Genomic DNA, 19,932 nt, shown 5'->3' with positions numbered 1-19,932 from the left:
AAGACACCGCTTTACTTTCCGGCATCGTGATTAACTAATGGAGCCAGGCGTGTCGCCATCCAGTCAGCAATAAACGGCTGGGCGTCACGATTGGGATGAATGCCATCATCCTGCATCCACTGCGGCTTGAGATAGACCTCTTCCATGAAGAAGGGCAGCAGTGGAATAGAAAACTCGCTGGCGAGCCGCGGATATACAGCGCTGAAGGCCTCATTATAGCGGCGTCCGTAGTTTGCTGGCAGACGAATTTGCATTAATAGCGGTTGGGCATGGGCGGCTTTCACCTGTTGCAGAATCGTGCGCAGCGTTTTCTCGGTTTGCTGCGGCTGAAAACCGCGCAGTCCATCGTTGCCGCCGAGTTCAACCAGCACCCATTGTGGTTTATGTTGTTGCAGTAGTGCGGGCAGGCGCGCTAGCCCCTGGTCTGAGGTATCGCCGCTAATACTGGCGTTCACCACCGTGATGTCAGGTTGCCATTTATCGTTCAACAGCGCCGGCCAGGCCGTATTGGCCGCCATGCGATAGCCCGCGCTAAGGCTGTCGCCAAGCACTAACAGCGTGTCCGCCGCCGCGGCACGCAGGCTAAACAGAATCAAAAACAGGATAGGCAAATGCCAGCGGAAAACGTACTTGAAGTGCATCATCTTAAGAAATCCGTCGGTCAGGGGGAGCATGAGCTTTCCATCCTTACCGGAGTTAACCTGATTGTCAAACCGGCGCAAACCCTTGCTTTGATTGGCGAGTCGGGCTCCGGGAAGTCGACGCTGCTGGCGATTCTGGCCGGGCTGGATGACGGCAGCAGCGGCGAGGTGAAGCTGCTGGGGCATCCGCTGGAGAAGCTCGATGAAGAAGCGCGAGCGCGCCTGCGCGCCCAGCATATCGGCTTCGTTTTCCAGTCCTTCATGCTGATCCCAACGCTGAATGCGCTGGAGAACGTTGAGCTGCCTGCGCTGCTGCGTGGGGAAAGTGACGGGCAAAGCCGCCAGGGGGCAAAGGCATTACTGGAACAATTGGGGTTAGGTAAGCGTCTGCACCATCTCCCGGCGCAGCTTTCCGGGGGTGAACAGCAGCGCGTGGCGCTGGCGCGCGCCTTTAATGGTCGCCCGGATCTGCTGTTTGCCGATGAACCGACCGGCAACCTCGACCGTCAGACCGGTGACAAAATCGCCGACCTGCTTTTCTCACTTAACCGTGAACACGGCACCACGCTGATTCTGGTGACCCACGATGCGCAGCTTGCCGCGCGCTGCGACCGACGGCTGCGTCTGGTCGACGGGCAGCTACGGGAGGAGGCATGATTTTACGCTGGTTCTGGCGGGAGTGGCGCTCGCCGTCGCTGCTGATTGTCTGGCTGGCGCTGAGCCTGGCGGTGGCCTGCGTGCTGGCGCTGGGCAGCATCAGCGACCGCATGGACAAAGGGCTCAATCAACAAAGCCGTGAATATATGGCGGGCGACCGGGTGCTGCGCAGTTCGCGCGAAGTCCCAACGCAGTGGATTGAGCACGCGCGCGCTCAGGGACTCACGGTTGGCGAACAAATTAACTTCTCGACCATGACCTGGGCGGGCGATACGCCGCAGCTTGCCGACGTGAAAGCGGTGGACGACAGCTACCCGCTGTACGGCGACCTGCAAACCGCACCGGCGGGCCTGAAACCGCAGGCCGGGACGGTGCTGCTGGCTCCCCGCCTGATGGCGCTGCTGAATCTGAAAACCGGCGATAACCTTGACGTTGGCGACGCCACGCTGCGTATTGCCGGGGAAGTGGTGCAGGAGCCTGACAGCGGCTTTAACCCGTTCCAGATGGCGCCCAGGCTGATGATGAACCTGGCCGACGTGGCGAAAACCGGCGCGGTACAGCCCGGCAGCCGGGTAAGCTGGAGCTATAAGTTTGCCGGCACGCCCGCGCAGCTTGCCAGCTACGAAAGCTGGTTGCTGCCTCAGCTCAAGCCTGAGCATCGCTGGATTGGCCCGGATCAGGACGACGGCGCGTTAGGCAAATCGCTACAGCGCTCCCAGCAGTTCCTGCTGCTCTCGGCACTTCTGACGCTGCTGCTGGCGGTGGCTGCCGTGGCGGTGGCGATGGGCCACTACTGCCGCAGTCGCTACGATCTGGTGGCGGTGCTGAAAACCTTAGGTGCCGGGCGGGCGCAGCTGCGCAAACTGATTATCGGCCAGTGGGTGCTGCTGCTGGCGCTTTCGGCGCTGGCGGGTGGGGCGATGGGTCTGCTGTTTGAGTCGGTCCTGCTAGCGCTGCTCAAGCCGGTGCTGCCAGCGGCATTACCTGCCGCTAGCGCCTGGCCGTGGCTGTGGGCGGTGGGGTCAATGACGGTGATTTCGCTGCTGGTCGGGCTGCGTCCGTACCGGTTACTGCTGGCCACTCAGCCGCTGCGCGTGCTGCGACAGGACATAGTGGCCAACGTCTGGCCGCTGAAAATTTACCTGCCGTTGGTCTGTATCGTCACGGTAGTGTTGCTGGCGTGGTTGATGGGCGGTAGCCCGCTGCTGTGGTCGGTGCTGGCGGGCGCGGTGGTGCTGGCGGCGCTGTGCGGGCTGGTGGGCTGGCTGCTGCTCAAGGTGTTGAAGCGCATCACTTTGCGCGCGTTGCCGCTACGTCTGGCGGTGAATCGTCTGCTGCGCCAGCCATGGTCGACGCTTAGCCAACTGGCGGCGTTCTCGCTCTCATTTATGCTGCTGGCGCTGCTGCTGGTGCTGCGTGGCGATCTGCTGGATCGCTGGCAACAGCAGCTACCGCCGGAAAGCCCGAACTATTTTCTGATCAACATTGCCCCGGAGCAGGTGAGTGAGGTGAAAACCTTCCTGGCGGAGCATCAGGTGATCCCGGCGGCGTTTTACCCGATCGTTCGCGCGCGTCTCACCCAGATCAACGGTCATAGCACCGAAGGTAATAAAGATGAATCGTTGAACCGCGAGCTGAACCTTACCTGGCAAAATCAGCGGCCGCAGCATAACCCGCTGGTGGCCGGCGTCTGGCCGCCAAAAGCCGGGGAGGTTTCTATTGAGGAAGGGCTGGCGCAGCGGCTGAACATTGGCCTTGGCGATAGCGTGACCTTCACCGGTGATACCCAGGACTTTACGGCGAAGGTGAGCAGCATTCGTAAGGTCGATTGGGAAAGCCTGCGGCCGAACTTCTTCTTTATCTTCCCGGACGGTGCGCTAGACGGTCAGCCGCAAAGCTGGCTCACCAGCTTCCGCTGGGACCACGGCACGACGCTGCTGACTCAGCTAAACCGTGAATTCCCGACCGTGAGCCTGCTGGACATTGGCGCTATCTTAAAACAGGTTGGTCAGGTGCTGGCGCAGGTCAGCCGGGCGCTGGAGGTGATGGTGGTTCTGGTGACCGCCTGCGGCGTGCTGTTGCTGCTGGCGCAGGTTCAGGTTGGCATGCGCCAGCGTCATCAGGAGCTGGTGGTTTATCGCACTCTCGGTGCCGGAAAGTCGCTGCTGCGTCTGACGCTGTGGGCTGAGTTTGCCCTGCTAGGGGCGATTTCCGGGCTGGTGGCGGCCATCGGCGCGGAGACCGCGCTGGCGATGCTGCAAACGAAGGTGTTCGACTTCCCGTGGTCACCGGACTGGCGGCTGTGGGTGGCGCTACCGCTGTGCGGGGCGCTGCTGCTGTCGCTGTGCGGCGGGGGATTGGGGCTGCGTCTGCTTAAGGGTAGGGCGCTGTTCCGCCAGTTTTCCAGCTAGCTATTTCCCGGCGGCGCTGTGCTCGCCCGGGCTACAGATTATGAGTAGCCCGGCCAAGCGCAGCGCCGCCGGGTCACTTTCCGCACCCGCAAAATTGCTCATCCTTTCATCAATTTGCCCGTTTTAGGGCACCATTCGGTAATTCTGCAGCGCTAAGTCGCACGTTTCATTAAAAATCAGTCAGGTGTAATTTATTAATAAACGATAAGATTTGTGTGCCAAATAGATGGCACGTAATCTATCAAGGAAAAATAATGACTATAAAAATGAAAGCGCTGGCGATCTCGATCGGCGCTGCAGTGGCATTGACGTCTTTCGCATCCCAGGCTGAAATTACCCTGCTCAAGCAGGATCCTCAGGCTGGTAACCCGCTGAGCCGTCTGAACTTCACCGTGGGCGGGAGTATTCGTCCGCAGTTCCAGAACATGACCGGCGATGACGGTAAAAATGGCTACAAGCGTAACGGCTTTGACGGCGGCACCCGTTTCCGTTTCGCAGCTGATTACTACCTGTTTGATGACATTAGCTGGGTCAGCTACTACGAGCTGGGCGTAAACTTCCCGGCAATGTTCAACTGGGACAACCACTACGCTGACGGCGCGAACAACACCACTCGCCGTATGCTGTACACCGGTCTGAAGAGCGATACCTGGGGTACGCTGACCTTCGGTCAACAAAACAGCGTGTACTACGATGTGGTCGGCGTGAAAACCGATATCTGGGACTATGATATGATTGGTCAGGCACCAGGTAACGGTATCAACGGTGACTACGACGGTTCTTACCGTACTCGTAAATCTCTGAAATATAAGAAAACCGTAGGTGATGTTGATCTCTACGCGTCTTACCTGTTCAGCGATGATTACAACCCAGAAAATGGCCTGCGCTATGAGCGTAAAGGCGGCGGTTCTTTAGGTGTTGACTACCACATCACCGACGACCTGACCTGGGGTACCGCATGGAACTACACGCGTGCAGATATGCGTGATTCGGACACCAACGACACCAAAACCTACGATCAGAACATCGTCGGTACTGCGCTGAGCTGGACGCCGGATAACTGGACCTTCTCCCTCGGCGGCGGCTGGTACCAGAACTTCATGACCACCAAAAAAGTCTCCGTACACGACTACTTCGCGGGCGACGCGTGGGGTCTGGAATACTTCGCGGGTTACAAAATCCCGGTTGGTCAGTACGCGCTTAAATCCGTTCAGCCATACGTCATGGGTGACCGTATTGAATACGTGAATGGCCGTAACTATCTGCGTACCGATAACGGCGTAGGTATCAGCTTCCAGCTGGATTACGGTTTCCGTGTTGACTACGAACACGTGTTCACCTCCAGCACCGACAACCTGGGTGATATGAACCTGGTTCGTCTGCGTTACGATTTCTAAGTTGTTTCTCCCGCATGCGGGAAAAGTAAACCTATCTCAGACCGGGCTGGTGGCAACACCACCCGGTTTTTTTACATTATGGGTATAACGCTTAATAAAATGATGTTCTGTCTTTATTTATAAATATCGCTGTAATAAGAGACGGCTTTACTGTTTAATGATATTTTTGAGTTCTTATTATATTTTATTTATTCCATTTCTGTTAAATATACAAATGGCGAATATATATGAGCGATATTATTTATTTAAGAATCGTTGGCGAACAGCAGGGGCTGATTTCTGAAAGTTGTGGCAGCGAACAATCTGTTGGCAATCGTTTTCAAAAAGATCATGAAGATGAAATTTTTGTTTTTAGCCTGCGCGGGGCGATTTCCAGTACACCTGACGGTGTCAATCATCACGGCATCCAGTTTTGTAAAACCATTGATAAAAGCTCTCCTCTATTTGCCCAAGCTATAAATAACAATGAGCGTTGTTCTCTTGATTTTACCTATTATCGTATTAATCGCTGGGGACGCTGGGAGAAGTATTACCATATTGAGCTTAGGGGGGCGAGCATCAGCGCTTATTCGATGCATACCCAGATTCATGGGTTAGCAGAGGAAATTATAACGATAAATTATGATTATATCTGTTCAAAGCACCTGGGGGCGGGTACTGAATACAGCATTTTGTTAGTGCCTGAAAACTACAATCAACTCTTCCCACCAGCGCCACCGCCGATAGTAAACCTCGAGGAACCTGGGAAAAAGCAGGAGATAACGTTAACCATCGGCGTGTTCTTTGATGGCACAGGCAATAACCTGCTCAATACCAACCTGCGGATGCAAAAATGTGATCCTGAAAGCTATGGGCTTGATGCCCGAGCGTTAGCGGAGTTTAGTCAGCGCTGTATTCAAAAAGAAGGTTTTGCTGGCGCAGGGGCGGGGAGCTATTTGAATTACTATACCAATATTCGGTGGTTGTATGAATTGTATAAAAAAGACGCAAGCATTACCAAGGAGAAAAATGACTTTCAGGATAAGGTTTACGTTGAAGGGATAGGTACTGAAAATAACAAGGCTGACTCAATTGTCGGCATGGGGCTGGGAAATAATGATACGGGCGTTATAGCCAAAACAGAGAGGGCGGTTTCTCTTTTACTTGATGTAATCAATGGTGTTTTGAAGGGAATTCGTGGTTTAAATGTTTCTGTAAAATGTCTTCAATTTGACGTTTTTGGTTTCAGCCGTGGCGCTGCCGCTGCCCGTCATTTTACTAACCTGGTGTTTGAAGAGGATTATCTCTTCGCGCTCAGGCTCAAGAGGACTTTTGCCGATATTGAATACACCGGAAAGCCTGCCGGTGAAGTTCACTTTCTGGGGCTTTTTGATACGGTGACAGCGGTTGGGGGGCTGGCAGACGGTTTTGATCCCCACGATGGTAATAATCTGGCGGTCAAACTCGCCCTTGCGCAGGGCGTGGCGAAACATGTCTTTCACCTGACGGCCATGCACGAATGCCGCTATAACTTCTGCCTGAACAGCGTTAAAGAGCAGTGGCCGGAATTAAGCTTGCCGGGCGCGCATGCCGATATTGGCGGCGGGTATAATCCTCTTGAGGAGGAGTACCTTTTTCTTACCCGTCCGGGGATACAAAGCGTACCCGTTGATACCCCAATACAGTCCACCGACGTGTATCGTACGGCGGCTAAAGAGGCCGAATTATTACATACCTACCCGGCACTGGCTCCGATCCTTCCTTCAGGCGTATTGAAAATAGAAACGGATGTTGAAGATAATCTGCCGCTGGATCAGTATCACGATATCCATAAACGCGTTGCCGCCGCGGTGACTTTCCGCCGGACCATCAGCAATGACTGGTCAAAGGTGACGCTACGTGTGATGTATGAGGTGGCGAAGGACGCTGGGGCTGTTTTTAATAAAGTCCAGGGAAATGAGAGCCTCATGTTACCGACAGAGCTAGAAGCGATATGTGAGAAAGCCATTTTGCAGGCAAAAGCAACCGTAAAAGGCTTCCTCACAATGCCTTTTTCAAAAGATGAAATTGATATTATAGGAAAATATATTCACGGGTCGGCACACTGGAATACGGTTGATTATCATATTAAGCATCCTGTCGCTTCAGCGGTGTCTTCGCTCGAGACGCTGCGCTTTATTAATCGTCCGGATGATAACTGGGAACGCACTATTTATAATATGGCGGGAAAGGAGATTTAAATGAAGATGAAAATAACGCTCTTGATTTTTATGCTGCTTTCAGGGGGGAGTGTATCAGGAAAAGAGTTGACGTCACTGATTGCACCTTATGATGAGTGGTACTTTAATTTTTTCTATCCCTATGCCTTACCTGCTAAAGTAACTTATGTCGAGCTATTAGATACCGGTGCCTATTTCTACCAATTCAGAGCACCGGATGGAACAATATCCAGTTCAGATACAAAAGGAACATGGCGGAACGATCTTTTTGCCGGCAGGTCGCCCTTTAATAAGGCTAAAAACCCGCCGCAGTTTATCCGTTTTTGCTGGGATTCAATCATAGATAAAAAAATCTATGAGACCCGTATCACCTTCAGCGGCGAGGTGTGGAAAATGATGCTGACGCCTTATACGCTGACGCGTTATCCAGATGAAATTATGTATCACCGGTTTATGCTGATAGGGCTGGCGCCAGGGGGAAAGGTGCGGGTATGGCTGGAAGATTATAATGAAGCGAATATCCTCATCACGGGGGAAAAGGTGATCCTGATAGAAACGGTCTCGGGTGACCAGCTGGATTTGTGTAAAGGGAAAACGGCATATAGTCATGGTTATAGCTATATTCAGGAAACACTGGATTTTATCAAAGATAAAAAATACCCCTACGGTGAATGGTAGGTTTTTCAGAAAAGGAAGCCACAATGAACAGAAAAGCAGGTACAGGATTATTATTCAGCCTGATACTGGGAATATCATTAACCACCAGTGGAAAAGAGCTAACGTCACTGATTTCACCTTATGATGAGTGGTACTTTAATTTCTTCTATCCCTATGCCTTACCCGCTGAAGTAACTTATGTTGAGCTATTAGATACCGGTGCCTATTTTTACCAATTCAGAGCACCGGATGCAACAATACCCAGTTCAGATACAAAAGGAACGTGGCAGAACGATCTTTTTGCCGGCAGGTCGCCCTTTAATAAGGCTAAAAACCCGCCGCAGTTTATCCGTTTTTGCTGGGATTCAATCATAGATAAAAAGCTCTATGAGACCCGTATCACCTTCAGCGGCGAGGTGTGGAAAATGATGCTGACGCCTTATGCGCTGACACATCGTCCAGGTGAAATCAGGTATCACCGGTTTATGCTGATAGGGCTGGCGCCAGGGGGAAAGGTGCGGGTATGGCTGGAAGATTATAATGAAGCGAATATCCTCATCACGGGGGAAAAGGTGATCCTGATAGAAACGGTCTCGGGTGACCAGCTGGATTTGTGTAAAGGGAAAACGATTTATAAAGATGATTATCAATATTCCCGAAGAACACTGGATTTTATCAAAGATAAAAAATACCCCTACGGTGAATGGTAGGGGGATCATTTTCTAATTGCTCAATAGCCAGTGATTAACCGCTTCCCATGTTCCGCGGAAGACGATTTTGCTGGCTTTCTTTTCCAACTGATAGCGGTACATCGGGTCGTAATACTCGTTGAGCAGCGGCACCAGCCAGGCAAAGTGTGCCTCGGTTGAACCGCTGCGCTGCTGTTCAGCCAGGGCCTCATCAAGCGCGGCGGTCAGTTCGGCAAAACGCTGTAGCCCCAGGCGACGGCGAATGGCGAACAGGCCGTGGTGCAGATAGGCGCTGTACTCTTCCCAGCCTTTCTCTTCACCAAACGCGGCGGTAAAGTCGCGGTGCATATGGGTGAAATACTCTTCACGCAGACGCTCGAGACGCAGTTCGAACGGATCTTCAACCACTGCGATCGGTGCCTGAGCCATGCGATCGCGCAGGCATTCCGGCAGGTGGTTAGCGCCGATCATATGACCTTCATCTTCCAGCACCCAGCGAACCTTGTCCTGCTGATATGCGCCTTTCAGCAGCGCGGTTGCCAGATGGTTCTCAAAGGTAGCCTGAGAAAACTGCGGCGTTAACGTACGACCAAACGACGACCCGCGATGGTGAGCGAGCCCTTCGAGATCGATCCCCTGCGGCTGTTGGCGCACCAATGGCGTTTTGCCATTACCGGTACAGCCGCCGATCAGCACGATCGGATGGCGCACCAGTTCCTCGGTAGCCTTAATGGCAGCCTGGCGTAGCGCCTTATAGCCGCCGACGATCAGCGGGTAATCAAGACCGTTTTCTTTGATCCAACTCTGGGTGATATGCGAACGCTGGCCGCCCCGGGCGCAGCACAGATAACCCTGCGGCGCGCGACGACAGGCATCGAGCCAGGCGTCAATGCGCTGTTGGCGCGTCTGCCCGGAGACCAGTTTATGCCCCAATGCCAGCGCCGCCTCTGGCCCCTGACGTTTATAGCAGGTGCCAACGGCGGCGCGCTCAGCGTCGTTCATTAGCGGCAGGTTAACGGCCGCGGGCATCGCGCCCTGAGCAAACTCGACGGGGGCACGCACGTCAATGATGGGCGTTTCCGCGCGCAGAATAGCGCAGTAATCCGTCCCATTATCCATGGGGAAATCCTTCTTAATTAAATCGGGGGTAACGCGATAATGGCGGGATTTTACGCTTCAGAGAGGGGGCCGGGGAAGGATAAGTTGCTTTCCCCGGCATTTAAGGCTTACTTCAGGCGTGATTGCGCCCAGGCAATACCGCTCGCGTACTCCGGTGGCAGCAGGGGTACCATCGCTTCCAGCGTGGCGTTGAGGCGGCCGGTGTCGCTGTCATTGAGGTTCAGGTGGCCCACTTTGCGGCCCTCGCGTACCTCTTTGTCGTACCAGTGCAGGTGCACCAGCGGCAGCTTCAACCAGTCGTAGTTCAGGTCGGTACCAATCAGGTTCACCATCACCGACGGGCTGTTAACCACCGGTGGCGGCAGCGGCAGGTCAGTAATGGCGCGCAGATGCAGCTCAAACTGGCTGATGGACGCGCCGTTTTGCGTCCAGTGACCGCTGTTGTGCACGCGTGGCGCCAGTTCGTTAATCAGCAGCCCACCAGGGGTGACGAAGCACTCCATCGCCATCACGCCGACGTAGCCCAGCTCCTGCATAATGGCGCTGAGCATGGATTCAGCCTGAGTCTGCTGCTGCGCGTCCGCCCGTGGGAAAGCGACGCTCATGCGCAGAATGCCGTCCTGGTGCAGGTTTTGGGTCAGCGGATAGAACACGGTGCTGCCATCGTGGGCGCGCGCGCCAACCAGCGACACTTCACCAGAGAAGTTAATGCCTTGCTCAACGATGCACTCGCCGTAGCACTCGGCAGGCAGCTGTGCGGTTTCGTCTTTACGCAGACGCCACTGACCACGGCCATCGTAGCCGCCGGTTCGGCGCTTAACGATAGCCAGCTCACCTAGACGACCAAACACCTCAGGCCACTCGTCGGCGCTTGCCAGCAGCTGCCACGGGGCGGTTGCCAGATTCAGCTTATCGAACAGCTGCTTTTGCGTCAGGCGGTCGGCGATAATCGGGAACACGTCGCGGTTAACAAACGCGGTGTGCTCAGCCAGTTCGCGGGTAAGGGCGGTTTCCGGCCAGCGTTCAATCTCTGCGGTGATGACGCTTTGCTGGAACGGCACGGCTGCCGGGTCCGCTTCTAAGCCAACCGGCCAGACGGCAATACCCAGCGGCTCACCGGCCTGACGCAGCATACGACCTAGCTGACCGTTGCCCAGCACGCAGACCTGCTTCATGCCGCACCTCGTGGGTCTGGGTTATCCAGCACTTCATCGGTCTGCGATTTACGCCAGTCAGCAAGACGCTGATGCAGTTCGGCATCGTGCTGGGCCAGAATCTGTGCGGCAAGCAGGGCGGCGTTAGCGGCACCAGCTTTACCAATAGCCAGCGTCCCCACCGGAATACCGCGCGGCATCTGGACGATAGAGTAGAGGCTGTCTACGCCGCTTAATGCAGCGCTTTGTACCGGTACGCCGAGTACCGGCACCAGAGTTTTGGCGGCAATCATTCCGGGTAAATGGGCTGCACCGCCGGCACCGGCAATAATCACCTGGTAACCGTTCTCTTCTGCCGCTTCGGCAAAGCTGAACAGTTTATCGGGCGTACGGTGGGCGGAAACCACTTCAACATGGTGAGGAACGTTCAGAATATCGAGGATTTCTGTGGCGAACTGCATGGTAGCCCAGTCGCTTTTGGACCCCATCACGATGGCGATACGTGCCGGATTATTGCGGGAAGACATGCGTCTTAAAACTCCTGTGGGTGTGCTGCACACGACGTTAGAGGCCACAGAGAATAACATGGAAAACGGGCAAGGAAAACGGTTGCGTCGCCATGCGACGGGGTAATAAAGGGGAAAAATTAAAATGGGAAGGCGATAAGCGTCACGTCGTCTTTGGTGACGCGGATAAGCGAACCTTCAGTATGCCAGGCACCAAGTACCGCGCGAAACGCCTCGTCGCCGTTAGCCTCAAGCGCGTGGATATCCGGACGATGGGTATGCCCGTGAATCAGCCACTGCACGTGATGTTTCTCCATTACGTCGATGACCGCCTGCGGGTTTACGTCCATGATTTCCATCGACTTACTGCTGTTAGCGGCCTTGCTGTCATTGCGCATCTTCTGGGCAATACGGCGGCGGATAAACAGCGGCAGGGCGAGGAACAGCTTCTGGATCCACGGCGTGTGCACTTTGGCGCGAAAGGCCAGATAGCCGGGGTCGTCCGTGCAGAGGGTGTCGCCGTGCATAATCAGAATGCGCCGGCCGTAGAGGTCTAGCATCTTCTCTTCAGGCAACAGCTGCATGCCGCTTTCAGCCGCAAAACGTTTGCCGATCAGAAAATCACGGTTGCCGTGGATGAAGTAGCAGGGGACGCCAGAATCGACCAACGATTTGATGGCGGAGGCCACTTCGCGGTGTAGCGGGTTAGGATCGTCATCGCCAATCCAGGCTTCAAACAGGTCGCCTAAGATGTACAGCGCGTCGGCACGGCGGGCTTCGCCGCCTAAAAAACGCAGAAAACCGGCGGTAATCGCCGGTTCTTCTGTTTGCAGATGAAGATCTGCAATAAAGAATGTCGCCACCAATTACTCGCTGACGGTCACGCTTTCAATGATAACGTCTTCTTTAGGAACGTCCTGGTGCATGCCGCTACGACCGGTAGAGACGGCTTTAATTTTGTCGACTACGTCCATACCTTCAACCACTTCGGCGAAGACACAGTAGCCCCAACCCTGCAGGCTTTCGCCTGAGAAGTTCAGGAAGTCGTTGTCTGCTACGTTGATGAAGAACTGTGCGGTAGCGGAGTGCGGAGCCTGAGTACGCGCCATTGCCAGCGTACCACGGGTGTTTTTCAGACCGTTGTTGGCTTCGTTCTTGATAGCTTCTTTGGTGGTTTTCTGGTTCATGCCTGGCTCAAAACCGCCACCCTGGATCATGAAACCGTTGATAACACGGTGGAAGATGGTGTTGTTGTAGAAACCTTCGCGGCAGTAGTCCAGGAAGTTTTTAACTGTTTCCGGCGCTTTGTCGTCGAAGGTTTTGATGACGATGTCGCCATGATTAGTGTGGAAAGTAACCATTTCTGCATCCTGTTCCGTTTAGAGTGGTGCTTCAGCCCGCCTGTGGGCTGCACATAGGCATCTGTTATAGCATAACCGGGCGGCGCGATCATCTTGCATTGTGTGCTGCTTCCGGGTTGAATTACGGGTAGAATATACCGTTTAAGGCGTACACTCGTCGTCTTTCAAGTTGCAGGTGCGTTGGCTGCGTTCGTTCACCCGAATCACTTACTAGGAGTAAGCTCATCGGGTTTCACTCGCTTGCCGCCTTCCTGCAACTCGAAATCCTTAGAGTGTTTGCCCGGTTCACACACGTAAACATGGAATTCTCGATGCTAAAAATCTTCAACACAATGACTCGCCAGAAAGAGGAATTTAAGCCCATTCATGCCGGAGAAGTTGGCATGTACGTGTGTGGTATCACCGTTTACGATCTCTGTCATATCGGCCACGGCCGTACCTTCGTCTCCTTTGACGTGGTCGCACGCTACCTGCGTTTCCTCGGCTACAAGCTGAAGTACGTGCGCAACATCACCGATATTGACGACAAAATCATCAAGCGCGCTAACGAAAACGGTGAAAGCTTTGTCGCGCTGGTCGATCGCATGATCGTCGAAATGCACAAAGACTTCGACGCGCTGAACATTCTGCGCCCGGACAGCGAACCGCGCGCGACCCACCACATTCACGAAATCATCGAAATCACCGAGCAGCTGATTGCCAAAGGTCACGCCTACGTGGCGGACAATGGCGACGTGATGTTCTCGGTACCGACCGATCCGAACTACGGCAAGCTGTCGCGTCAGGATCTGGATCAGCTGCAGGCTGGCGCTCGCGTTGACGTGGTTGACGTGAAGCGCGATCCAATGGACTTCGTGCTGTGGAAAATGTCCAAAGCGGGCGAGCCAAGCTGGCCATCCCCGTGGGGTGAAGGTCGCCCGGGCTGGCACATCGAATGTTCCGCGATGAACTGCAAACAGCTGGGCAACCATTTCGACATTCACGGCGGCGGTTCTGACCTGATGTTCCCGCACCATGAAAACGAAATCGCGCAGTCTACCTGTGCGCACGACGGCGAGTACGTGAACTACTGGATGCACTCCGGCATGGTGATGGTTGACCGCGAGAAGATGTCTAAATCGCTGGGCAACTTCTTTACCGTGCGCGACGTGCTGAAGTACTACGACGCTGAAACCGTTCGCTACTTCCTGATGTCCGGCCACTACCGTAGCCAGCTGAACTACAGCGAAGAGAACCTCAAGCAGGCACGTTCCGCGCTGGAGCGTTTGTACACCGCGCTGCGCGGTACCGACAAATCCGTTGCGCCGGCGGGCGGCGAAGCGTTCGAAGCGCGCTTTATTGAAGCGATGGACGACGACTTCAACACCCCGGAAGCCTACTCCGCGCTGTTTGATATGGCGCGCGAAGTAAACCGTTTGAAGAGCGAAGATATGCATGCCGCCAACGCGCTGGCGTCGCATATGCGTAAGCTCTCCGCGGTGCTGGGCCTGCTGGAACAGGAACCTGAAGCGTTCCTGCAAAGCGGTGCGCAGGCCGATGACGGTGAAGTTGCTGAAATTGAAGCGTTAATCCAGCAGCGTCTGGACGCGCGTAAAGCTAAAGACTGGGCAGCAGCCGACGCCGCGCGTGACCGTCTCAACGAGATGGGGATCGTGTTGGAAGATGGCCCGCAGGGTACAACCTGGCGCCGTAAGTAAGTCAGTCACCCGGACGAGGCGCGTAAGCGCCGACTCCGGGGATTTCCCCCCCGCATCAACGCCCCTGTAATCCTGCCACAAACGCGGTCATCAGTTCCGACAGCGGTTCGTCATACCACAGCGCATAGAGATCCGCCGGTACCGTTTCTTCCAGCGGCAGAAAACGCACGCCAGGCCAGTGAATCAGCCCGCAGGTTTCCGGCAGCAGAGACAGCCCCATTCCCGCGCTTACCAGCGCCAGTGCCGTTTGCGGCTCGTTCACCTGATGGGTAATTAAAGGGTAAAACCCGGCCTCTACGCAGCGGTCGTGCAACTGGCGGGCGAAATCACTTTGATGGAAGGCAAGCGAAATCAAGGGGCGGGTAGCCAACGCCGTCAGAGGTACCGCGGCTAGCTGGCAGAACGGATCGTTGTCCGGTACGGCCAGCGCCACCGATTCTGGCGCAATAAGCTGATTACGAATATTGGTTTCAGCGTAGGGCAGGACGTTGCGGTTAATGGCGATATCAATTGTGCGGGCCCGCAGTTCGGCGATTTGCTGATGCTGAGAAAGCTCTCGTAGGCTCCAGTCCACGTCCGGATGATTTGCCTTAAACGCCTTTAGCCTTGTGAGCAACGTCCCCCAGAGCGCGCTGCCCACTACCCCAATGCTGATGTGCCGATGCTCACTGCGGCCAATCTGCCGGACGTAGTTAAGCGACTGCTCGGTGGCGCTAAGAATGCGGTCAACCTCGGTTTTTAATACCTGGCCCGCGCGGGTCAGCACCACTTTTCGGCTGGTACGTTCAAACAGCTTCGTTTCCAGCGTCTCTTCCAGCTCTTTAATTTGCGTGCTCAGCGGCGGTTGGGAGATATTCAGCCGCTCTGCTGCGCGGCCAAAATGCAGCTCTTCGGCAAGCGCCTGGAAGTAGCGTAGCGCACGGATATTGATACGGTTATTGGCCAGGGCGTCAGTCATGGTCAGTTCGGGAAAAAGGGGAGGGAGGGCCATCATGCCCCCCTCCTCTTGCCTTGTCAAACGGCCGCCGGTGCGGTGGTGTGCAGGCGTTCTGCGCGGCTGCATACGATGGCGACGACCAATACCAGCAGCAGAATGGCGTAGGAAATCGTGGCGGTGTTTAGCGCGCCGTGCAGACCGTAATGACCGTTGACCAGCGAAGAGACGCTGGCGAACAGCAGCGTGCCTACCGTGCCGCAGGTCAGCAGCGCGGAGATAAGCGTTGGCGAGCTTTGGCTAACCTGCAGCGAACCGTAGCTCATCAGCCCGGAGAACAGGCCTGAGTTGAAGAAACCAAAGACGCCGCAGGCCACCAGAATCAGCGTGGTGCTACTGCTGTTAGCAATCAGTGCAATGGCGATAAGACCAATAACGGTGCAGCCCAGCAGGAAGGTGCGCAGCTTCATCCACTTCACGGTGAACTGATTGAGGAATAGGCCGATAGCTTTCGCTACCCAGTAGACCGTGGTGTACAGCGCGGCGTCCTGTGGCTGGATATGGAAGCGGAACTGCAGGTAGCCCGGCGTCCACATGGTGAAAATGGGTTCCGCCAGCAGGAAGGCGAATAGCGCGAAGCAAATCAGATAAATTGATGGACCCCAGGGTTCACGTGCGGCGGTACTGCTGTGCTGCTGTGCAACAGGCGCTTCTGTGGAAGGGAAGCGACAGCGGATAGTCAGCGCCAGCATCAGCGCGCCCAGGCCGCCCATAATGCCGTACATCGCGACCCAACTTGCGCCCATGCGGAACAGCCAGGCCAGCAGGAAAGAGAGGGTTGCGCCAGCCAGACTAAAGAAAAAGTCGGTAAAAATCAGGCTTGAGGAGCGACTTTTTTCATCCGGATTAATCCGCACGACCAGATAGCTGCCGATGGTCATGAAAATGCCCCCACAGGCGCCGATACCAGCAACGGCAAAGCTGAACAGCGTGAGCGTTGGCGAGACGAACAGGATAGCGCTGATAAGCATGGTGAGCGCCGCGGCGATAACCAGCGGTTTTTGCAGCCCCCATTTACGCATCAGAATGCCGCCGAGCATGATGGGGATAAACATGCCGATGTTCATCAGCGTAAAGACCTGGCCGATAAAGCTCGGGTCTTTATGAAAAGCCGCGCACAGCGGGCCGAGGACGATACCGAGCGTAGAGACCAGCGCGCCGACGAAATAGTAGCTGAGGTATGAGACGGCGTTTAAATTAGGGCGAGACCAGGACATGTCAGACATAGACGTATCTCCAGGCGGGCAGCAGCGTGCCCGCCGACGAATCATGGATTAAGCGTATTGTTTAATGAACTGGCCAATCAGACGGATAAAGTCGTCGGTGACCATCGCTGCGCACTTCAGCGTTTGCTCGTGCGATAACTCCACGTCACTCAGCCCTTCCGCCATATTGGTGATGGCGGAAACGGCAAGCACCTTCAGCCCGCAATGACGTGCGGCGATCACTTCCGGCACCACCGACATACCGACCACGTCGCCGCCCATGCGTTGCATCATGCGAATCTCCGCGGCGGTTTCGAAGTTGGGCCCTGGGTAGGAGACAAAAACGCCTTCGTGCAGCGGAATGTCCAGCCCTTTAGCCGTGTGATGCAGTTGGGCGCGCAGGTCTTTATCGTAGGCATTGGCCAGGCTAAAGAAACGCGGGCCGAAGCGATCGTCGTTCGGGCCAACCATCGGCGTCGAGGGCATAGTATTGATATGGTCATTCAGTGCAACAAGGCTTCCGGCCGGAATGTCCGTATTAAGAGAGCCCGCCGCGTTGGTACAGAACATAAATTCGCAGCCGAGCAGCTTAAAGGTGCGCACCGCCTGGGTCATGATGCCCATGCCTAATCCTTCATAGAAATGCCCACGGCCCTTCATGCAAATCAGCGGCACGCCGTGTAATGTCCCCATGACGATTTCCCCGGCATGGCCGATGACGGTGCTTACCGGAAAGCCGGGAAGTTCCTCGTAGGAGAGCGTAGTTTTATTGTCCATCCGGTCGGCCAGCGCGCCGAGGCCAGAGCCGAGGATGAGCGCGATACGAGGGGTGAAACCGGGTTTGGCCGCGCGCAGTACCTCGACGGCTTCGTAAGGGGCATTGTTGAGAATTGACGGTGACATAGGGACTCCAGAATCAGGGATGTTTTTCCCTATTCTGTGGAGCGGTTGATTGCCAATCCAATTCGATAAATGGCGATATTGATATGATTATCGAATTGATTGTAGGGATGGTGTTTTTAAGCTTTTATTATTCAATGTATTACAAATTAGATGAATGTCTGAGCGACCTGAAAAGCCAGGGTTGGGCGCGATGATTTGTGATGCGCTTCACTTTGGCCGTGGTGCGGTTCCCGGCGTCGCTGTGCTCGGCCGGGCTACCTAACGCGCGCTCACTTAACGACGGCGCCACCACAGCCATCCCATCACCACCACACCCGGCAGCCACACCCACAGTAACTCTGAAATTATCACCTGATGTCCGTACGGCGTGTTGTAGCGTGAGAGCGCAAACGGCGCGACCTTAATCACCTGCCACGGTGCGAAAAACCGTTCATCCGACCACGGCCACAGCCAGCCGACACCTTTGCCACCGGTGGTAATAGAATCCAGCAGACTATGTGACAGCAGCGAGACCGTTAAAAACAGCCAGCAGCGCATTAACCCCGCGCCAAACCATCGTCGACCCACGATTACGCAGAGCAGGGGAACCACGAAGGCAAACAACAGTGAATGGGTAAAGCCGCGGTGGCCGAAAATATTGCCGTAGGCGATACCGAACTTAAAGGCCAGCACATCGGCGTCGGGGAGCATTGCCAGCACGACGCCGGTAAACAGCAAACGTGGCGGAATAACGCGGGTTCCGAGGCCTAAACCAAGGCACAACGGGACTGCGGCGTGGGTGATAATCGTTGGCATCTGTCGTCCGTTTTTGCATGAGGAGTACAGAGTATCGTTGTTGACGCGAATTTTTGCAGCAGGGTGTAATTCTGAAAAATAGGGGGAGGGGATGAGACCCGGCGTCGCGAAGCTCTGCCGGGCTACAGTAAGGCTTACGCCGTCACGGTGACGTTCTGACCTTCAAAGCTTACGGTTTGACCGGCGACAATTTTGCAGCGTTTGCGGGTTTCTACCGCGCCGTCAACTTTAACCAGACCGTCGGCGATGGCGATTTTCGCCTGCGCGCCGCTTTCGCTCCAGCCTTCCAGCTTCAGTAAGTCACAGAGTTCCACATGCGGATGCTTACCCAAAGAAAATGTTGCCATCTTATGCCTTCTCCACGTCGTGATACTCTTCACACGCCTGTAAGGTGTTTTCAATCAGGGTAGCGACGGTCATTGGACCTACGCCGCCCGGTACCGGGGTGATGTAAGACGCGCGCGCGGCGGCTTCTTCAAACACCACATCGCCGACTACTTTACCGTTTTCGAGGCGATTAATCCCGACATCAATGACGATGGCACCTTCTTTAATCCACTCGCCGGGAATAAAACCCGGCTTGCCGACCGCAACGATCAGTAGATCCGCATGCTCAACGTGGTGGCGCAGATTTTTGGTGAAGCGGTGGGTCACGGTGGTGGTGCAGCCGGCCAGCAGCAGCTCCATGCTCATCGGACGGCCAACGATGTTGGACGCGCCAATCACCACGGCGTTCAGGCCGTAGGTGTCGATGTTATAGCGCTCCAGCAGCGTCACGATACCGCGCGGAGTACAAGGGCGCAGGCGCGGTGCACGCTGGCACAGGCGACCGACGTTATACGGATGGAAGCCATCCACGTCTTTGTCTGGATCGATACGCTCCAGAACTTTCACGTTATCAATACCAGCAGGCAGCGGCAGCTGTACCAGAATACCGTCGATGGTGGTGTCGGCATTCAGAGTATCAATCAGCGCTAGCAGTTCGGCTTCTGATGTGGTTTCCGGCAGGTCATAGGAGCGGGAGACGAAACCCACCTCTTCGCAGGCTTTGCGCTTGCTGCCGACATAAATTTGCGAGGCAGGGTTGCTGCCCACGAGGACAACGGCTAGCCCAGGGGCGCGTTTTCCGGCCGCAACGCGGGCCTTCACTTTTTCAGCAACCTCAGAGCGCACCTGCTGCGCAATCGTTTTACCGTCAATAATCTTTGCTGCCATCAGGGAAAATTTTCCATCTGTCATTAACGAAGGGGGGATGGACATATTTTGTCAGATGCGAGGCTCGCTGTCAGGTATCGTTTGCGAGTTTTCCGCGGAAAGTGGTTTTGTCGAAGAGTTGAGCGATAGTTGGTTGTACTTTATCCATCGCTGCAGGCCGCGCAGGTTTCGTAAGGAAATGGATTGACTCACCTGCCAGTGACCGTATAATTCCACGCGTTTCACCCCACCATGAAGTTTTGACTTCCCCAGTGCGCCCTTAGCTCAGTTGGATAGAGCAACGACCTTCTAAGTCGTGGGCCGCAGGTTCGAATCCTGCAGGGCGCACCATTT

General features: G+C 55.1%; 19 protein-coding genes and 1 tRNA gene. 8 read left to right on the top strand and 12 right to left on the bottom strand.

Annotated features, from left to right (window positions below; genetic code table 11):
* Nucleotides 1-11 precede the first annotated feature (11 nt).
* Nucleotides 12-644 (bottom strand): multifunctional acyl-CoA thioesterase I/protease I/lysophospholipase L1, encoded by a 633-nt coding sequence (gene tesA / locus MY052_RS17915; RefSeq protein WP_123650047.1) that lies wholly within the window; start codon nucleotides 642-644, stop codon nucleotides 12-14.
* Here tesA and ybbA point away from each other — a divergent pair.
* From ybbA to MY052_RS17885, 6 genes are all read left to right on the top strand, one after another.
* Nucleotides 612-1,298, top strand: a complete 687-nt coding sequence (gene ybbA, locus MY052_RS17910; protein ID WP_123650048.1) for a putative ABC transporter ATP-binding protein YbbA — start codon at nucleotides 612-614, stop codon at nucleotides 1,296-1,298. The two genes, tesA and ybbA, sit on opposite strands and share 33 nt — an antisense overlap.
* On the top strand, nucleotides 1,295-3,709 hold the full coding sequence (gene ybbP, locus MY052_RS17905) for a putative ABC transporter permease subunit YbbP (RefSeq protein ID WP_248537562.1): 2,415 nt from the start codon (nucleotides 1,295-1,297) through the stop codon (nucleotides 3,707-3,709). Before ybbA ends, ybbP begins: the two co-directional genes overlap by 4 nt.
* A 254-nt stretch (nucleotides 3,710-3,963) precedes the next feature.
* Complete coding sequence (locus tag MY052_RS17900; RefSeq protein ID WP_202216292.1) at nucleotides 3,964-5,106, top strand: porin; 1,143 nt, start codon at nucleotides 3,964-3,966, stop codon at nucleotides 5,104-5,106.
* 227 nt (nucleotides 5,107-5,333) lie between these two features.
* Nucleotides 5,334-7,325, top strand: a complete 1,992-nt coding sequence (locus tag MY052_RS17895) for an Hcp family type VI secretion system effector (RefSeq protein WP_248537561.1) — start codon at nucleotides 5,334-5,336, stop codon at nucleotides 7,323-7,325.
* Nucleotides 7,326-7,982, top strand: a complete 657-nt coding sequence (locus MY052_RS17890) for a DUF2931 family protein (RefSeq protein ID WP_248537560.1) — start codon at nucleotides 7,326-7,328, stop codon at nucleotides 7,980-7,982.
* Nucleotides 7,983-8,005: 23 nt separating this feature from the next.
* Nucleotides 8,006-8,671: a DUF2931 family protein gene (locus MY052_RS17885; RefSeq protein WP_248537559.1), complete on the top strand. Its 666-nt coding sequence runs from the start codon at nucleotides 8,006-8,008 to the stop codon at nucleotides 8,669-8,671.
* A 12-nt stretch (nucleotides 8,672-8,683) separates the two neighbouring features.
* On the opposite strand, the gene mnmH is transcribed toward MY052_RS17885, so the two are convergent.
* From mnmH to ppiB, 5 genes are all read right to left on the bottom strand, one after another.
* Nucleotides 8,684-9,769, bottom strand: coding sequence for a tRNA 2-selenouridine(34) synthase MnmH (gene mnmH / locus MY052_RS17880; protein ID WP_248537558.1), 1,086 nt, complete (start codon nucleotides 9,767-9,769; stop codon nucleotides 8,684-8,686).
* Nucleotides 9,770-9,876: 107 nt separating this feature from the next.
* A complete protein-coding gene (purK, locus tag MY052_RS17875; RefSeq protein ID WP_248537557.1) occupies nucleotides 9,877-10,944 on the bottom strand; it encodes a 5-(carboxyamino)imidazole ribonucleotide synthase in 1,068 nt (355 codons plus the stop codon).
* The gene (gene purE, locus MY052_RS17870) at nucleotides 10,941-11,450 is read right to left on the bottom strand and encodes a 5-(carboxyamino)imidazole ribonucleotide mutase (protein WP_035891792.1); all 510 of its coding nucleotides are present in this window, start codon (nucleotides 11,448-11,450) and stop codon (nucleotides 10,941-10,943) included. The genes purK and purE overlap by 4 nt, the downstream gene beginning before the upstream one ends.
* Before the next feature lie 119 nt (nucleotides 11,451-11,569).
* Nucleotides 11,570-12,292 carry a UDP-2,3-diacylglucosamine diphosphatase gene (gene lpxH, locus MY052_RS17865; protein WP_035891878.1) on the bottom strand — a complete coding sequence of 241 codons (723 nt, stop codon included), beginning with the start codon at nucleotides 12,290-12,292 and terminating at the stop codon, nucleotides 11,570-11,572.
* A gap of 3 nt (nucleotides 12,293-12,295) precedes the next feature.
* Nucleotides 12,296-12,790 carry a peptidylprolyl isomerase B gene (gene ppiB / locus MY052_RS17860; protein WP_035891791.1) on the bottom strand — a complete coding sequence of 165 codons (495 nt, stop codon included), beginning with the start codon at nucleotides 12,788-12,790 and terminating at the stop codon, nucleotides 12,296-12,298.
* 311 nt (nucleotides 12,791-13,101) lie between these two features.
* Here ppiB and cysS point away from each other — a divergent pair, with 311 nt between their 5' ends.
* Nucleotides 13,102-14,487 carry a cysteine--tRNA ligase gene (gene cysS / locus MY052_RS17855; RefSeq protein ID WP_202216284.1) on the top strand — a complete coding sequence of 462 codons (1,386 nt, stop codon included), beginning with the start codon at nucleotides 13,102-13,104 and terminating at the stop codon, nucleotides 14,485-14,487.
* A 55-nt stretch (nucleotides 14,488-14,542) separates the two neighbouring features.
* Here the strand turns inward: cysS and MY052_RS17850 are convergent, their stop codons facing one another.
* From MY052_RS17850 to folD, 6 genes are all read right to left on the bottom strand, one after another.
* Nucleotides 14,543-15,478 carry a LysR family transcriptional regulator gene (locus MY052_RS17850; protein WP_248538962.1) on the bottom strand — a complete coding sequence of 312 codons (936 nt, stop codon included), beginning with the start codon at nucleotides 15,476-15,478 and terminating at the stop codon, nucleotides 14,543-14,545.
* A gap of 23 nt (nucleotides 15,479-15,501) precedes the next feature.
* Complete coding sequence (gene tsgA / locus MY052_RS17845) at nucleotides 15,502-16,707, bottom strand: MFS transporter TsgA (RefSeq protein WP_202216283.1); 1,206 nt, start codon at nucleotides 16,705-16,707, stop codon at nucleotides 15,502-15,504.
* Nucleotides 16,708-16,755: 48 nt separating this feature from the next.
* A complete protein-coding gene (gene xapA / locus MY052_RS17840) occupies nucleotides 16,756-17,589 on the bottom strand; it encodes a xanthosine phosphorylase (protein ID WP_123650057.1) in 834 nt (277 codons plus the stop codon).
* A 273-nt stretch (nucleotides 17,590-17,862) separates the two neighbouring features.
* Nucleotides 17,863-18,384 carry a metal-dependent hydrolase gene (locus tag MY052_RS17835; RefSeq protein ID WP_202216281.1) on the bottom strand — a complete coding sequence of 174 codons (522 nt, stop codon included), beginning with the start codon at nucleotides 18,382-18,384 and terminating at the stop codon, nucleotides 17,863-17,865.
* Nucleotides 18,385-18,518: 134 nt separating this feature from the next.
* Entirely contained in the window at nucleotides 18,519-18,731 is a 213-nt protein-coding gene (ybcJ, locus tag MY052_RS17830) for a ribosome-associated protein YbcJ (RefSeq protein ID WP_035891785.1), read from the bottom strand.
* 1 nt (nucleotide 18,732) lies between these two features.
* The gene (folD, locus tag MY052_RS17825) at nucleotides 18,733-19,599 is read right to left on the bottom strand and encodes a bifunctional methylenetetrahydrofolate dehydrogenase/methenyltetrahydrofolate cyclohydrolase FolD (protein ID WP_248537556.1); all 867 of its coding nucleotides are present in this window, start codon (nucleotides 19,597-19,599) and stop codon (nucleotides 18,733-18,735) included.
* A 253-nt stretch (nucleotides 19,600-19,852) separates the two neighbouring features.
* Between folD and MY052_RS17820 the strand changes: the two genes are divergently transcribed.
* Nucleotides 19,853-19,929 (top strand) — tRNA-Arg (locus tag MY052_RS17820).
* The last annotated feature ends 3 nt before the right edge of the window (nucleotides 19,930-19,932 follow it).

It is taken from the genome of Kluyvera ascorbata (genome assembly GCF_023195735.1).
In the GTDB taxonomy this organism is placed as follows: domain Bacteria; phylum Pseudomonadota; class Gammaproteobacteria; order Enterobacterales; family Enterobacteriaceae; genus Kluyvera; species Kluyvera ascorbata.
This window is presented reverse-complemented; position numbering and strand designations above follow the sequence as displayed.

Excerpts from the sequence above, each read along its gene's own strand:
- ybcJ (WP_035891785.1), bottom strand. The coding sequence starts at position 18,731 with ATGGCAACATTTTCTTTGGGTAAGCATCCGCATGTGGAACTCTGTGAC.
- tesA (WP_123650047.1), bottom strand. The coding sequence starts at position 644 with ATGATGCACTTCAAGTACGTTTTCCGCTGGCATTTGCCTATCCTGTTT.
- tsgA (WP_202216283.1), bottom strand. The coding sequence starts at position 16,707 with ATGTCTGACATGTCCTGGTCTCGCCCTAATTTAAACGCCGTCTCATAC.
- cysS (WP_202216284.1), top strand. The coding sequence starts at position 13,102 with ATGCTAAAAATCTTCAACACAATGACTCGCCAGAAAGAGGAATTTAAG.
- MY052_RS17850 (WP_248538962.1), bottom strand. The coding sequence starts at position 15,478 with ATGGCCCTCCCTCCCCTTTTTCCCGAACTGACCATGACTGACGCCCTG.
- MY052_RS17895 (WP_248537561.1), top strand. The coding sequence starts at position 5,334 with ATGAGCGATATTATTTATTTAAGAATCGTTGGCGAACAGCAGGGGCTG.
- MY052_RS17890 (WP_248537560.1), top strand. The coding sequence starts at position 7,326 with ATGAAGATGAAAATAACGCTCTTGATTTTTATGCTGCTTTCAGGGGGG.
- purE (WP_035891792.1), bottom strand. The coding sequence starts at position 11,450 with ATGTCTTCCCGCAATAATCCGGCACGTATCGCCATCGTGATGGGGTCC.
- MY052_RS17885 (WP_248537559.1), top strand. The coding sequence starts at position 8,006 with ATGAACAGAAAAGCAGGTACAGGATTATTATTCAGCCTGATACTGGGA.
- folD (WP_248537556.1), bottom strand. The coding sequence starts at position 19,599 with ATGGCAGCAAAGATTATTGACGGTAAAACGATTGCGCAGCAGGTGCGC.
- ybbP (WP_248537562.1), top strand. The coding sequence starts at position 1,295 with ATGATTTTACGCTGGTTCTGGCGGGAGTGGCGCTCGCCGTCGCTGCTG.
- MY052_RS17900 (WP_202216292.1), top strand. The coding sequence starts at position 3,964 with ATGACTATAAAAATGAAAGCGCTGGCGATCTCGATCGGCGCTGCAGTG.
- purK (WP_248537557.1), bottom strand. The coding sequence starts at position 10,944 with ATGAAGCAGGTCTGCGTGCTGGGCAACGGTCAGCTAGGTCGTATGCTG.
- xapA (WP_123650057.1), bottom strand. The coding sequence starts at position 17,589 with ATGTCACCGTCAATTCTCAACAATGCCCCTTACGAAGCCGTCGAGGTA.
- mnmH (WP_248537558.1), bottom strand. The coding sequence starts at position 9,769 with ATGGATAATGGGACGGATTACTGCGCTATTCTGCGCGCGGAAACGCCC.
- MY052_RS17835 (WP_202216281.1), bottom strand. The coding sequence starts at position 18,384 with ATGCCAACGATTATCACCCACGCCGCAGTCCCGTTGTGCCTTGGTTTA.
- ybbA (WP_123650048.1), top strand. The coding sequence starts at position 612 with ATGCCAGCGGAAAACGTACTTGAAGTGCATCATCTTAAGAAATCCGTC.
- ppiB (WP_035891791.1), bottom strand. The coding sequence starts at position 12,790 with ATGGTTACTTTCCACACTAATCATGGCGACATCGTCATCAAAACCTTC.